Here is a 13,339-nt window from a genome sequence, read left to right as displayed (position 1 = left end):
GCTGGAGTCGGCAATGCGTAAAGATAAGAAACAAGTGATTGGTGACGAGATCGGCGATGAGCAGATCAAGTTGTTCCTCGATTTCGAGCCGGTCGACGCCACTTCGCCGTCCCTGCACAAACTGATCAAGGCCTACCGTGGTCTGCGCATCGACGATTTCGAGCGTTTCCTGACATTCTTCGTCGAAGCCGGTCTTGATCTGGATGGCAAGGATGAGCATGGCAATGACTTCGTGGCCCTGATCAAGGACCAGCGTAATGCGGCCGAGTACATCGAGCTGATCGCCAAGGCTCGCGGCTAAGATCAAAAGATCGCAGCCTCGTTTCACTCGACAGCTCCTACAAGAGATCGCGTATGTCTGTAGGAGCTGTCGAGTGAAACGAGGCTGCGATCTTTTCAGGCACAAAAAAACGCCCCGCTCTCATTGAGAACGGGGCGTTTTTTATGCGGCCGAATCAAGCGTAGCTTTCGGTCTCGTTACTGGCTTCAACCAGTTCCAGCGCGACGTTGTTGTGCGCGTTGATCTTGCGATACAGCGCAGCGTCGGTTTCCAGGACTTTTTCCCGTGCCGGGAAAATTTCCGCCAGTTTGGCGGCCCATTCACCGGAAGCCTTGTTCGGGAAGCATTTCTCGATCAGCTCGAGCATGATCGAAACGGTCACCGAAGCACCTGGGGATGCGCCGAGCAGGGCGGCAAGGGAGCCATCTTTCGCCGCGACCAGTTCGGTGCCGAACTGCAGAACGCCACCCTTTTTCGGGTCTTTCTTGATGATCTGCACCCGTTGGCCGGCCACTTCCAGGCGCCAGTCTTCGGCTTTCGCTTCAGGGTAGAAACGACGCAGGGAATCCAGGCGCTGCTCCATCGACTGCATCACTTCGCTGACCAGGTACTTGGTCAGGTCCATGTTGTTTTTCGCCACGGCCAGCATCGGGCCGATGTTGCCGGCGCGTACCGACATCGGCAGGTCCATGAAGGAACCGTGCTTCAGGAACTTGGTGGTGAAACCGGCGTAAGGCCCGAACAGCAGGGACTTCTTGCCATCGACCACGCGGGTGTCCAGGTGCGGCACCGACATCGGTGGCGAACCGACCGCAGCCTGACTGTAAACCTTGGCCTGGTGGTGCTTGACCACTTCCGGGTTGTCGCAGCGCAGCCACTGGCCACTGATCGGGAAGCCGCCGAAGCCTTTGCTTTCTTCGATGCCCGAGGCCTGCAACAACGGCAACGCCGCGCCGCCAGCGCCGAGGAAGACGAACTTGGCGTCGACTTCACGGGTGTTGCCGCTGTTGACGTCCTTGATGCTGACGGTCCAGCCGCCGTTGTTACGCTTGAGGCCGGTGACGCGCTTGCAATACTTGACCTGGGCATCGGGTGCGCTGGTCAGGTGCTTGAGCAGTTGATTGGTCAGGGCGCCGAAGTTGACGTCGGTGCCGTTCATGACACGGGTGGCGGCGACGACTTCGTCGGCCGGACGGCCCGGCATCATCAGCGGCATCCACTCGGCCATGGTGGCCTTGTCTTCGGTGTATTCCATGTCCGAGAAGGCGTGGTGCTTGCTCAGGGTCTTGAAGCGTTCCTTGAGGAAGGAAACGCCATCATTGCCTTGCACGAAGCTCAGGTGCGGCACCGGGCTGATGAACGACTTGCACGAACCGAACGTGCCTTTCTTCGTCAGGTAGGACCAGAACTGCTTCGAGACCTCGAACTGGGTATTGATGTGCACGGCTTTCTTGATGTCGACGCTACCGTCGGCGGCCTGCGGCGTGTAATTGAGCTCACACAGCCCGGCGTGACCGGTACCGGCGTTGTTCCACGGGTTGGAACTCTCCGCAGCACCGGAATCCATCAGCTCGACGACTTCCAGCTTGATCGCGGGGTCGAGCTCTTTGAGCAGTACGGCGAGGGTGGCACTCATGATGCCGGCCCCAACGAGTACTACGTCGACTGCTTCGTTATGCGCCATTTAACGCGTCTCCAAAATCTGCAGCACCAAATTGTCGGCATGGCTGCCAGGCGTTCCGGGGCGTGTCAGTGATGCCCCAGGTAGCGATGGTCAGTGTGCCATGTCCGAATCTTCGCAATTTTTCGCAACTTCGACGGACGCTACCGGCCGGGTTTAAAAGAGTTACATGAACTCACTTCAACGCGCCGCTGGCAATTCGACTTATGGTCGAGACGTCCGTTTGTGCAACCAAATCCGTAGAGGACAGGCTTCAGGCTCCGGTGTTCGAGGAGTACTCGGTCCTGTGTCGTTGGGCTGTTTCAGACGCTAATGGTGCATGTTCAGACGCAAAACTATTCATTTGCTCGCCACACTCTTGTGAAGTTGTGAAAACCCGTTTTTTTCACGCTCTTTTGAAGACGTGAACCTCAAAAAAGGGCTGTCCCAGCCTGGCACCGTGCCCGGATGGATTGCCGCCATGGGGTACATGACAGGCAAAACGGGCAAACAGCTCAGTGACCGAGCGTAATGACAGCTCTGCAGATTCGCGCGAAGTGGATTTTTTTGCTCAAGGAACAGCAAGCGCCCGCTTCACTCGATCTGTGTGGGCGGCTCTCTGTGGGCGGTGCGGGGTGTCAATACCGAGGCAATGACGATGCTGCGAGGCCCGATCAGGAGACGTCCTTATAATCGGGGTGAGATTGTATCTAAGAAACGCAGGGAAATGGACGTGTTTAATGACTTTTATTAGGCGTCCGGTCAGATGGACAACAGCGCCTGCACCCGAGAACGAGACTGAGGCGCCCGGACGTGGGCGCTAGGGGGCAGGGGATGGTGCAACCAGTTGAGGCGTATTTCTTCGATTTCGACCCAGTCATCGCCCATGGGCTGAAGGCTGCATTGCTTGAACGCCAGGCAGTGACCATTGTGGTCGAGCAGCGCAAAGCAGCGATGCAGTGGGCGTGGTGCGAACAGCGAGATCAGATAACGCATGGCGAATTACCTTGTGGGTGACCTGTCGAGTAGATTGCCAATGGGTCATGACGTGAACGTGTAGGGGCGGTTACAGATGTGTGACAGGAACCGCTTTGCCTCAGGTTTGTCAGAGATTTGAGCAATCATTGCGAGACGCTAGTTAGCAACGATAGCTCACCGCTATACTGCGCGCCTGTCTGTGCCTGATTCTGGAGAGAAGAGCATGTTGCAACGCCTGTTGTTCGGTTTGATCACTGTGACCAGTTTGACCCTCGTCGGCTGCGCCCACAGCCCGCAACAACTGAACCCTGAGCCTAAGCTGACGACTCAGCTGGCGCCAGTCGGCCATGGTCAGCCGGTGGTGGTGCGGGTGGTGGACGGTCGTCCGTCGCCGACCCTGGGCACGCGTGGTGGCTTGTACCCTGAGACCAGCGCGATCACCGTGCAGGGCGCGCAGATTCTGCCGAAGTTGCAGGCCCAGGCCGAAGCAGCCGTGCGTTTGCTGGGCTTCACTCCAACCTCGAACGCGATGAATGCGCCGCAGTTGACGGTGACGCTGGCTGAGCTGAAATACCAATCGCCTAAAGAAGGCATGTACGTGACCGAAGCGACTATCGCCGCGACGTTCCGCTCCGATGTCCAGAATGCCAACCGTCGTTACAGCGGTCGCTACGGCGCATCCCTGGATCAGCGTTTTGGTATGGCGCCGAATCAGGAAACCAACACCAAGCTGGTCAGTGATGTGTTGAGCGATGCGTTGACGCGCTTGTTCAAGGATCCGACGGTTGGTCAGATGCTCGGCGAGTAACCTTTCGCCAGTTTCAAAAAAGCCCGGTGCCAGTGATGGTCCCGGGCTTTTTAATGCTTGCAGGTTTTGCCGGCTTAACCCATCCCCCTGTCGGCGTGCAGCATGACGGTTTCGAGGGGCGACAGGCTGGAGGATTCAGATGACGGCGCCATGACACAGAGTAACGGTTGGTCAGAAGGTTCGTTATTTGTCGGAAAGGCGGGGCAGGCCGGCAGGCTTTCGGTAGAATCCGCGCCGCGGTCGTCGGTCCGACGCCTGACACATCTGTTTTGCCCGAGGTACGTGATGTCGTTGCATTTGATTTCGCTGTTTACCAACCATCCCGCCAAGTTGATCAACCTGTTGGCATTGCTGCTGGCCTTTCCGGGCGGCTGGTTGCTGCACGCCACGCGGCGCCGCGAACAGCGTGCGTTGGCCAGTCTCGAAGCGCAAAGTCAGCGCGGTCGCATCGACGATCCAATGCTGATGCTGGATGGCGCGACCCTGCGCATGAACCGGTTTTTCTATCGCTTCGGCTTTGCCTGCCTGGGGTTGGCGTTACTGGTGTCGTGGATCAGCACGCGCTTCTGAATCGCAAAAAGCAAAAAGATCGCAGCCTCGTTGCACTCGACAGCTCCTACAGAGGATGGCGTCCACCTTGTAGGAGCTGTCGAGTGCAACGAGGCTGCGATCTTTTGATCTTGCTTTAAAGCGGCAATCCAGCTTTCACGCGGTACTGATTCCTTACCGGTGTCGCGTACTGCAACACCAGGAACGGGCGATGTTCCTCGGGGCAAGCTTCCAGCCGGCGCTGCCATTCTTCCTGAGCCTTGGCCAGTTCATCGGCGCCAAACACTTTGGCTGCGGGCGGGACCTGCAGTTGTGGATCGGCACCCTCCCACTGCGCATAGGCGAGGTAATGCACCGGGAATAACCGGTAGCCACCGAGAATCTGTCGGTCCATTTCAATCGCCAGTTGCTTGGTGTCTTCAAACAATTCGGTGATCGGCGCCGCGAAATTCACATGGACCCGGCCCTTGTAGCCGGTGATGCCCTTGGCAATGCTCACGTCATCCTCACCCGGTGCCTTGGTGTAGCTGCCGGTGGTCGCGCGGATGTAGAGCTCGCGGGCCTTGGCCTGGTCGCACGGGTCGTATTCGTAGCTGATCGATACCGGCGTGAGGTTCAGCGAGCGAATGACCTCGCCGAACGGCTCGTCCTTGCGACTCATGTGGAACATCTTGAGGATCGCCGACTCGGTACGGTCGTCGCCATCCTTGGCCCGGCCTTCGGCCTGAGCGATCCAGATCGAGGCGCAGTCGTTGCGGATCGAGTGGTTGATGTAAGCCGACAACAGTTGATACGCCGCCATTTTCTCGCGACGACCGGTGATCGAACGGTGCACGATGAAGCTCTTGTTCAAGCGCATCAGGTCGCTGACGAAAGGCTTTTGCAGCAGGTTGTCGCCAATCGCGATGCGCGGGGTCGGCAGGCCGGCGTGGTACACGGCGTAATTGACGAAGGCCGGGTCCATCACGATGTCGCGGTGATTGGCGATGAACAGGTAGGCGCTGCCGGACTTGAATTGCTCGACGCCGGTGTACGTCACGCCATCCGTGGCGCGCTCGATGGTGTGGTCGACGTACATCTCGACCTTGTCCTGCAACGTGGCCACCGAGGTGACGCCGGCGAACTCACGGCGCAGCCGATGAGCTATAAGAGGTTTGAGCGCCCAGCCGAAAACACCGGCAAAACGCGGGAAGCGGAAGTGGATGAGGATATCTAGAAACGCCTTGTCGCCGAGCAGTCGATCCAGCACCGCAGGGACTTCGCTGTCATTGTAAGGTCGGATGGCATCGAATTCGCCCATCATGCTCTCTTGTTAGAAACGGCTAGGGTAAGTAAAGGTTTTGATCGAAAACCAACGGGGCACGGTCTGAAAAGGTAGCCAGACAAAAATAGCCCTGCAAATAGACCGGCGATTATACGCACAAGTCACCTGGGAGACCGCGATGCTGGAAACTGCGCTGTACGAATGTCCGTATTGTGGTGAAGAGGTGGAAACGACTGTGGATATTTCTGCAGGCGATCAGACCTACATCGAGGATTGTCAGGTGTGTTGCCGGCCCATCACGTTCGTGTTGCAGGTTCACGATGATGAATGGCATCTCGAGGTTTTCAGCGAAAATGAGTGAGGGGCGTCTATGCAGCGAATCTACGAGCCGGAAAACCTGATGGAAGGTGAGTTGCTGCTGGGCATGCTGGCCAGCGAGGGTATCGAGGCGCATCTGGTGGGCCGCGATTTGCTCGGCGGTACCGGCGAGTTGCCGGTTTTCGGCTTGCTGGGATTGTCGGTGGATAACGACCAGGCCGAATACGCCCGGGAGCTGATCACCGCGTACAATGCTGCGCTGCCCCTGCCCGGCGATGAGCCGGAGAGTTTTCCCGGCACGCTGGTCTGTTAGGCTGACGTTCGTTTTATCAAGAGTCGTGTTGCCCCATGTGTGGACGTTATGCCCTGTTTCGCTGGAACCCCGCCTTCGCGGCCCTGCCTGGCTTCCCCGCCGATCAGCAGGCCCAGTGGAATATTTCTCCCAACGATTCGGTGCTGATGCTGCGAGCCGGCGTCGACGGTGAGCGTGAGTTGGCCCGCGCGCGTTGGGGTTTGACGCCACCGTGGCTGACCGATCTGTCCCGTACCCCGGCCCATGCGCGGGCTGAAACCGTTGCCGAACAACCGATGTTTCGCCAGGCCTTGCGCGAGCGTCGTTGTCTGCTGCCGGCCAACGGTTTCTACGAATGGCGTGGCACCACCCGTAAGCGGCCCTATTGGCTGACGCCGGGGGAGGGCTCGGCGCTGTTCTTCGCGGCGATATGGGAAGCCTATCCGGTGCAGGAGCAGGTGTGGCTGAGCACGGCGGTGATCACGCAACCGGCGGCCAGTCAGCGTCGGCCGTTGATTCTGGACGCGGCGGGGCAGGAGGCATGGCTCGATCCTGAGACGCCATTGCATGCGTTGCAGGCATTGCTTGCCAGCGAACCTGCGGCGTTGCGCGAGCGGGTGCTGGCAAACCTGGTGAATGATCCGAAGCTCAATGGGCCGGAGTGTCTGACCCCGGGCTAACCTCGATATGATCATTCCCACGCTCTGCGTGGGAATGAATCCCGTGACGCTCTGCGTCACAGTGGACGCGGAGCGTCCATGGCTGCATTCCCACGCAGAGCGTGGGAACGATCGATAAGCCTCAAACCTTGAACTGATTGATCAACCGCCGCTGCTGTTCGGCCAGCTTGGTCAGATCGGCACTTGCCGCGCTCGACTCATCCGCGCCACCCGCCACTTCATTGGCCACTTGCCCGATATTGATCACGTTGCGGTTGATGTCATCCGCCACTGCGCTCTGTTCCTCGGCCGCACTCGCAATCTGCGTGTTCATGTCATTGATCACCGACACCGCCTGAGTAATCGTCTCCAGTGCCTCAGCCGCTTTCGCCGCATGCTGCACGCTTTCGTCGGTGCGGTTCTGACTGTCCTCCATGACCCGCACCACATCGCGCGTGCCTTGTTGCAGCTGCTGGATCATGGTCTGGATTTCTTCAGTGGCCTTCTGGGTTTTCTGCGCCAGGTTGCGCACTTCATCAGCCACTACCGCAAAACCTCGACCCTGTTCACCGGCCCGTGCCGCTTCGATGGCTGCGTTCAAGGCCAGCAGGTTGGTCTGCTCGGCAATCCCGCGAATGGCGGTCAGGATCGCGTTGATGTTCTCGCTGTCCTTAGCCAGGGTTTGCACCACGCCAACGGCCTTGCCGATTTCCACCGCCAGCACGCCAATGGAGTTCGAGGTGTCCCGAACGATTTGCATGCCTTGCGCCGCTGCCTTGTCGGCATGACTGGCGGCTTGCGCGGCCTGGGTCGCGTTGCGTGCAACGTCTTGGGCGGTAGCGGTCATTTCATGCACCGCCGTCGCCACCTGATCGATCTCGGCCATTTGCTTCTGCACGCCGATGTTGGCGCGGATGGCAATGTCGGCAGTGTGTTCAGACGAATCGCTGACGCTCTGCACCGAGGTCACCACTTGCGTGATCATCGCCTGCAACTTGGCCAGGAAGGTGTTGAAGCCCTTGGCGATCGAGCCCAATTCATCGGCGCGATCACTGGTCAGGCGGCGCGTCAGGTCGCCTTCGCCCTTGGCGATATCGTCGAGCATCGCCACCATTTGCTTGAGCGGACGGGCAATGCCGTGGCCCACCAGCCAGATCACCAGCAAGCCGATACCGGCGATCAGCAGGCCTACCATGGCCATGCCAAAGGTGTCGGACTTGCGCTGGGTGTCCAGGTCACCCTGAAGTTTTTGCAGGTCCGCCATCACTGCATTCAGCGGCAGTTGCAACATCAGGGTCCAGCGCGCATCGGTCTGGCCAATGCCGAACGGTAAGTACAACTCGATCCGGCCCTGGGCCTTGTCGACGGTGTAGGTCACTTCGCCGCGCTTGAGATTGGCCATGTTGGCGATCTGCTGGCTGTCGAGGATGTCGCTGACTTTCTCGCCGAATTTGCTCGGGTCCTTGGTGTAGGCAACGATCCGTCCGTTGCCGCCAATCAGTGCCATCACCCCTGAGCCGCCGTACAGCTTCTGGTTGGCGCCCAGCAGCATTTCCTGAATGAAGTTCACCGACAGGTCGGCGCCGACAATGCCCTGGAACGCGCCATTGAGCATGATCGGTTCAATGAAGGAGGCGAGCATGACGATCTTGTCGCCGACTTTGTAGGGCGCCGGATCGATTACGCAGGGCTTTTTGGTTTCTTTGGAGCACAGGTAGTACTCGCTGGCGCGAACGCCGGTGGACAGGGTTTTCTGGTCGTCGACGTCCACCAGTTTGTCCAGGCCCAAGCTGCCGTCTTCGTTGCGGAACCACCATGGCAGGAAGCGTCCGTTGCTGGCGTCGATCCCCACCACCTTGGTGTCGACGTAGGCAGCGTCGTTGTGGTCGAGCGCGTTTTTTTCCCAGCCGACGTAGGTGCCGAGGATTTTCGGGTTTTTGGCGACGTTTTCCTTGATCAGGCTGATCAGCTGCTCACGGCTCAGGCTCAATTGCGGCTGGCCATCGGCGCCGGGTGTGCCGATCAATGTATTGACCCGCACCAGGCCTCCGGCAATCAGCAGCGGCGCTTCGAGTTCGCGCTGAATCTGGCTGACCTGGGTTTGTGCCAGGGACGTCAGGCGCTGCTCGATGACTTGTTCGAATTGCGCCTGGGTCCGCTCCTGCACCATGTCTTGCGTCCGGGCGCCGGAAAACAGGGCGTAGAGCACCAGCGCGGCCACTACGCTAAGAACGATAGCGCCGGCGAGGGCTGCCACGGAAAACTGGATCGACTTGAATTTCATGGGTGCTCCGCACGCAAGAGGACGTCTGCGAGGGCGTATCGGCAGGGGGCTTCGTGGGCATGAGCGGGGCGGCGGCAAAATGGTTGTTTTGGAGAGGCTGATGTCGTAAATGAATCAATGCGCGGCGTTATCGGCCGCGGCCGGTGTCGTAATGTGAATTTTTTCCTACGGCCATGAGAGCTTTGTCTGAAATGCGCGTCTACAGCTTTGTTGTATCTGGCGTCGATACAATTCCACGCCTAGGATACGCGGCATGTTTTCCGGGAGTTTTTTGATGAACAAGAGATTGGTTTTGTGTGCGCTGAGCGCGAGTCTGCTGCTCGCCGGTTGTCAGTCGGTCAATACCACCAGCGGTGGCGCGGTCGGTGTTGAACGCAAGCAATATATGTTCAGCATGCTGTCCACCGACGAGGTCAACCAGATGTATGCCCAGTCGTATCAGAAGACTGTCGGCGAGGCGAACAGCAAAGGCGTGCTGGACAAGACCAGTAACGACGCCAAACGCATCCAGACCATCGCGGACCGGTTGATTGCCCAGGCTCCGGTTTTTCGCCCGGATTCGGCCCAGTGGAAATGGGAAGTCAACCTGATCAAGAGCGATGAGCTCAACGCCAACTGCGGGCCTGGCGGCAAGATCATTTTCTACACCGGGCTGATGGACACCCTGAAGCTGACCGATGATGAAATCGCCGCGATCCTGGGCCATGAAATCGCCCACGCCCTGCGCGAGCACGGCCGTGAAGCGATGTCCAAGGCATACGGGATCGAGATGGCCAAGCAGGGCGCCGGTGCGTTGCTCGGTCTGGGCCAGGACAGCCTGGCCCTGGCGGACACCGTGGCGGAATACGGCATGACCTTGCCCAACAGTCGCGCCAATGAAAACGAAGCGGACCTGATCGGACTCGAACTGGCCGCCCGTGCCGGTTACAACCCGAACGCCGCGATCACGCTGTGGAACAAGATGAGCAAAGTCTCGGAAGGCGCGCCTCCCGAGTTCTTGAGCACTCACCCGGCTTCGGCCAGCCGGATTGCTTCGTTGCAGGCAGCGATTCCGAAGGTGATGCCGTTGTACGAGAAAGCGCGTAAATCCTGAGGTTTTTACCTCGTCAGTGAGGGCCTCATCGCGAGCAAGCTCGCTCCCACGGGGTTAGTGTCGATCACAAAACCAATGTGGGAGCGAGCTTGCTCGCGATGAACGATGACGCGGTCTACCGGGTTAAACCCACCCGCTGCTCTGCATCGCCTTGTACACCGCCACAATCGCCAGGACGAAGAATGCCGATGCCGCCAGGCGTCGGATCAGGGTCAACGGCAGTTTGTCCGCAGCAAAGTTACCCGCCAGCACCACCGGCACGTTGGCAATCAACATCCCCGCCGTGGTACCGATGATCACCAGCCACAGTTCCGGGTATTGTGCGGCGAGCATCACGGTGGCGACTTGCGTCTTGTCGCCCATTTCGGCCAGGAAAAACGCAATCAATGTCGTCAGGAACGGTCCGAACTTGCGGGCCGTGCTGCCTTCGTCGTCATCCATCTTGTCCGGCACCAGAGTCCAGAGTGCCGTCGCCGTGAAGCTCGCGGCCAGGATCCAGTGCAACACCGCATCCGAGAAGAAGCTGCCGAACCAGGCACCTACCGCGCCGGCTGCCGCATGGTTGGCCAGGGTCGCGGCAACGATACCGGCGATGATGGGCCAGGGCTTGCGAAAGCGGGCAGCAAGAATGAGCGCGAGCAGTTGCGTCTTGTCGCCGATTTCGGCCAAGGCAACGATTGCGGTGGGAACGAGCAGAGAATCCAACATCAGGTTTTTCCTAAGGGGCGGGTCGACACGGCTATGACACGTACAGCCTTCCCGCCCCGGGTAAGGTGTTCGTGTCATAGGTCTTGTCAAACCCTGCGATCCGCATGGTGCGGACCCTTGGGTCGCATACGCCATGGTCTGTTGACCAAGTATGTTGACGTATGCCGGACGAGCATGGCGCTCGTGGGAGACTACTCCCCTAGGACGGGGCGGATTCTGCCTAGGCAGAACCCATTCGGCAAGCACTAATTTCTTAGCCGCGTTTGGCCCGATAGATTCTGAAACCCTGCCCCTCAGCCTTGATTGCACAGATGCCCAGGTGTTCCTCGATCAGTGGCTGGTACTTCAGGAAGCTGTTTGCCACCAAGCGCAGTTCGCCACCATTTTTCAGATGTTTAGCCGCTTTTCGCAGCAAGTTCTCGGTGGCAAAGTAATCGGTGTGGACACCGACATGGAACGGCGGGTTGCTCAGAATTGCGCTCAAACCCATCGGTGCCGCGTCGATACCGTCGCCGGTAATCACCTCGGCTTCCAGACCATTGGCGGCCAATGTCAGGCGACTGCTGGCGGCGGCAAACGCATCCACGTCGAGCAACGTCACCTGATTGTGCGGATAACGACGCTTCACCGCAGCGCCCAACACACCCGCGCCGCAACCGAAGTCCAGCAAGTGGCCGCTTGGCAACTTGTCCAGGTGCTCCAGCAGCAAGGCGCTGCCACGATCGAGGCGACCATGACTGAACACGCCCGGCAGGCTGATGACTTTCAGCGGGCCTTCGGCCAGCGGCAACTCATAGGTCTGAGCCAGGCTTTCCAGCGACTTGGCTTCTGGCGCGTTGGCCACCGTCACCAGCCACAGCTGGCAATGCCGCGCGCTGTCGAGTTTGCGCGGTTTGCCGAACGGGTTCAGTTGTTTGGCCGCACCTTCGATGCCGCTGCGTTTTTCGCCCACCAGGTACAGTTCACGACCGGCCAGGCGCGAGGCGAGGGCGTTGAGGATGTAGTCAGTCAGGTCCTTGGACTTGGGCAGAAACACCACCGCCGTCTCGAACTCACGCTCGGGTGCATTCACACCAAAATGGCTGCGCTCGGCAAAACGGGCGTCCAGCGCCGCTTGATCGCCAGCATGCCAGCACCAACCGTGGGCCTGGGGCAATCGACCCAGCAAATCGTCGGCGGGCAAACCGGCCAACAACACCGAACCCTGGAATAACTCGGCCTGACGAAGCAGTACTTCACTGCGCGGATCCATAACTGCTCCTGTGAAAAAAAGTGCCGCAGTCTATCAACTGACGACCCGCAGCGCTTTACCGCTGAAAAATCCCTGGGCGTTTTCGGTCAATTGACCGACGATCCGCTGCCGCGCCTCGCGACTGCCCCAGGCATTGTGCGGCGTGACGATCAGCCGTGGGATGTCATGGGCCAGCAAGGGATTACCCTGGGTCGGTGGCTCGACGCTCAGCACGTCAGTGGCCGCACCGCCCAGATGACCGTTGCGCAATGCATCGGCCAGCGCCTGCTCATCGATCAAGCCGCCGCGAGCGGTGTTGACCACGAAGGCGCCGGGTTTCATCGACGCCAGCTCCCGGGCTCCGATGAAGTGGCGGGTGTGTTCGTTGAGCGGGCAGTGCAGGGTCAGGGCATCGATTTGTGGCAGCAGTTCGTCCAGTGGCAAACGATCCGATCGGGCAGGGCGGCCGGGGATCTGCCCGAGCAAGACGCGCATGCCGAACGCTTCAGCCAGCCGCGCCACCGCTCCGCCCAGTTCGCCGTGGCCGAGCAGGCCGAGGGTTTTACCTTCCAGTTCGACAATCGGGTAATCCAGCAGGCAGAACTGTTTCGCTTGCTGCCAGCGACCTTCTGCTACTGCTTTTTGATAGTCGGCCAGGCGTGTCGCCAGGTTGAGCAGCAACATGATCGTGTGCTGCGCCACCGATGGCGTGCCGTACCCTTGGCAGTTGCAGACCGTAATGCCGTGAGCGCGAGCGGCCACGAGATCGACGTTGTTGGTGCCGGTGGCGGTGATCAGGATCAGCTTCAGCTCGGGACTGGCGGCAATGGCAGCGGCATCGATCAGGATCTTGTTACTGATGGCCACGGTGGCGCCCTTGAGGCGTTCGATGACCTGCTCCGGCGCGGTTTGAGCGAACAGCTGCAAATCGTCAAAGCAGTCGCGCAACGGGCTGAGATCGAGATCGCCCAGGTCCAGAGACGGATGGTCAAGGAAAACGGCGCGGCGAGAGTTCGTCATCAACTGTACCTTTTGTGCGTTGAACTGAAGGCGTAATCTGCCGAGCCTATCAGATGAAACATACAGTTACGCATCACAGGACAAACGCAAACCTGTAGGAGTGAGCCTGCTCGCGATGAGTCATTAACATTCAACACATTTGTTGAATGTCAGATCGCATCGCGAGCAGGCTCGCTCCCACAGGGGTTGGCGTTG

14 protein-coding genes, 1 pseudogene and 1 riboswitch are annotated in these 13,339 nt (G+C 59.3%); of the genes and pseudogenes, 7 read left to right on the top strand and 8 right to left on the bottom strand.

All coding sequences use genetic code 11. The features are described from left to right. Window positions 1–13 precede the first annotated feature (13 nt). Window positions 14–301, top strand: coding sequence for a PA4642 family protein (locus tag K5K95_RS03670; protein ID WP_090180157.1), 288 nt, complete (start codon window positions 14–16; stop codon window positions 299–301). Window positions 302–455: 154 nt separating this feature from the next. Here the strand turns inward: K5K95_RS03670 and mqo are convergent, their stop codons facing one another. After that, window positions 456–1,964, bottom strand: coding sequence for a malate dehydrogenase (quinone) (gene mqo / locus K5K95_RS03665; RefSeq protein WP_222588409.1), 1,509 nt, complete (start codon window positions 1,962–1,964; stop codon window positions 456–458). A gap of 738 nt (window positions 1,965–2,702) precedes the next feature. After that, entirely contained in the window at window positions 2,703–2,936 is a 234-nt protein-coding gene (locus K5K95_RS03660) for a hypothetical protein (protein ID WP_222588408.1), read from the bottom strand. A 205-nt stretch (window positions 2,937–3,141) separates the two neighbouring features. Here K5K95_RS03660 and K5K95_RS03655 point away from each other — a divergent pair, with 205 nt between their 5' ends. Both K5K95_RS03655 and K5K95_RS03650 read left to right on the top strand, forming a co-directional pair. Continuing rightward, on the top strand, window positions 3,142–3,726 hold the full coding sequence (locus K5K95_RS03655; protein ID WP_090180164.1) for a YajG family lipoprotein: 585 nt from the start codon (window positions 3,142–3,144) through the stop codon (window positions 3,724–3,726). Window positions 3,727–4,011: 285 nt separating this feature from the next. Beyond that, entirely contained in the window at window positions 4,012–4,296 is a 285-nt protein-coding gene (locus K5K95_RS03650; RefSeq protein WP_222588407.1) for a hypothetical protein, read from the top strand. Window positions 4,297–4,411: 115 nt separating this feature from the next. Here K5K95_RS03650 and K5K95_RS03645 read toward each other — a convergent pair whose 3' ends face one another. Then, window positions 4,412–5,578 (bottom strand): 1-acyl-sn-glycerol-3-phosphate acyltransferase, encoded by a 1,167-nt coding sequence (locus K5K95_RS03645; RefSeq protein ID WP_222588406.1) that lies wholly within the window; start codon window positions 5,576–5,578, stop codon window positions 4,412–4,414. A 139-nt stretch (window positions 5,579–5,717) separates the two neighbouring features. Here K5K95_RS03645 and K5K95_RS03640 point away from each other — a divergent pair, with 139 nt between their 5' ends. From K5K95_RS03640 to K5K95_RS03630, 3 genes are read left to right on the top strand one after another with little or no spacing between them, the layout of a single operon-like run. After that, window positions 5,718–5,900, top strand: coding sequence for a CPXCG motif-containing cysteine-rich protein (locus K5K95_RS03640; RefSeq protein WP_222588405.1), 183 nt, complete (start codon window positions 5,718–5,720; stop codon window positions 5,898–5,900). A 9-nt stretch (window positions 5,901–5,909) separates the two neighbouring features. Beyond that, the gene (locus tag K5K95_RS03635) at window positions 5,910–6,170 is read left to right on the top strand and encodes a putative signal transducing protein (protein WP_222588404.1); all 261 of its coding nucleotides are present in this window, start codon (window positions 5,910–5,912) and stop codon (window positions 6,168–6,170) included. A gap of 35 nt (window positions 6,171–6,205) precedes the next feature. Then, on the top strand, window positions 6,206–6,829 hold the full coding sequence (locus K5K95_RS03630) for an SOS response-associated peptidase (protein ID WP_222588403.1): 624 nt from the start codon (window positions 6,206–6,208) through the stop codon (window positions 6,827–6,829). Window positions 6,830–6,950: 121 nt separating this feature from the next. Here the strand turns inward: K5K95_RS03630 and K5K95_RS33495 are convergent, their stop codons facing one another. Both K5K95_RS33495 and K5K95_RS33490 read right to left on the bottom strand, forming a co-directional pair. Further along, a complete protein-coding gene (locus tag K5K95_RS33495; protein ID WP_409999718.1) occupies window positions 6,951–7,655 on the bottom strand; it encodes a methyl-accepting chemotaxis protein in 705 nt (234 codons plus the stop codon). A gap of 198 nt (window positions 7,656–7,853) precedes the next feature. Next, window positions 7,854–7,913, bottom strand: a pseudogene (locus K5K95_RS33490) (hypothetical protein); the annotation flags it as partial. A gap of 1,453 nt (window positions 7,914–9,366) precedes the next feature. Between K5K95_RS33490 and K5K95_RS03620 the strand changes: the two are divergent. Further along, entirely contained in the window at window positions 9,367–10,185 is an 819-nt protein-coding gene (locus tag K5K95_RS03620; protein ID WP_222588401.1) for a M48 family metallopeptidase, read from the top strand. Window positions 10,186–10,308: 123 nt separating this feature from the next. On the opposite strand, the gene K5K95_RS03615 is transcribed toward K5K95_RS03620, so the two are convergent. The 3 genes from K5K95_RS03615 to K5K95_RS03605 all read right to left on the bottom strand — a co-directional run bounded on the left by K5K95_RS03615 (window position 10,309) and on the right by K5K95_RS03605 (window position 13,144). After that, window positions 10,309–10,893, bottom strand: coding sequence for a TMEM165/GDT1 family protein (locus tag K5K95_RS03615; RefSeq protein ID WP_222588400.1), 585 nt, complete (start codon window positions 10,891–10,893; stop codon window positions 10,309–10,311). Between the two features lie 89 nt (window positions 10,894–10,982). Then, window positions 10,983–11,105, bottom strand: a riboswitch (yybP-ykoY riboswitch). Between the two features lie 41 nt (window positions 11,106–11,146). Continuing rightward, the gene (locus K5K95_RS03610; RefSeq protein WP_208671487.1) at window positions 11,147–12,145 is read right to left on the bottom strand and encodes a class I SAM-dependent methyltransferase; all 999 of its coding nucleotides are present in this window, start codon (window positions 12,143–12,145) and stop codon (window positions 11,147–11,149) included. Window positions 12,146–12,178: 33 nt separating this feature from the next. Continuing rightward, entirely contained in the window at window positions 12,179–13,144 is a 966-nt protein-coding gene (locus tag K5K95_RS03605; RefSeq protein WP_222588399.1) for a 2-hydroxyacid dehydrogenase, read from the bottom strand. Between the last annotated feature and the right edge of the window lie 195 nt (window positions 13,145–13,339).

Source organism: Pseudomonas sp. DR48 (genome assembly GCF_019823085.1).
In the GTDB taxonomy this organism is placed as follows: domain Bacteria; phylum Pseudomonadota; class Gammaproteobacteria; order Pseudomonadales; family Pseudomonadaceae; genus Aquipseudomonas.
This window is presented reverse-complemented; position numbering and strand designations above follow the sequence as displayed.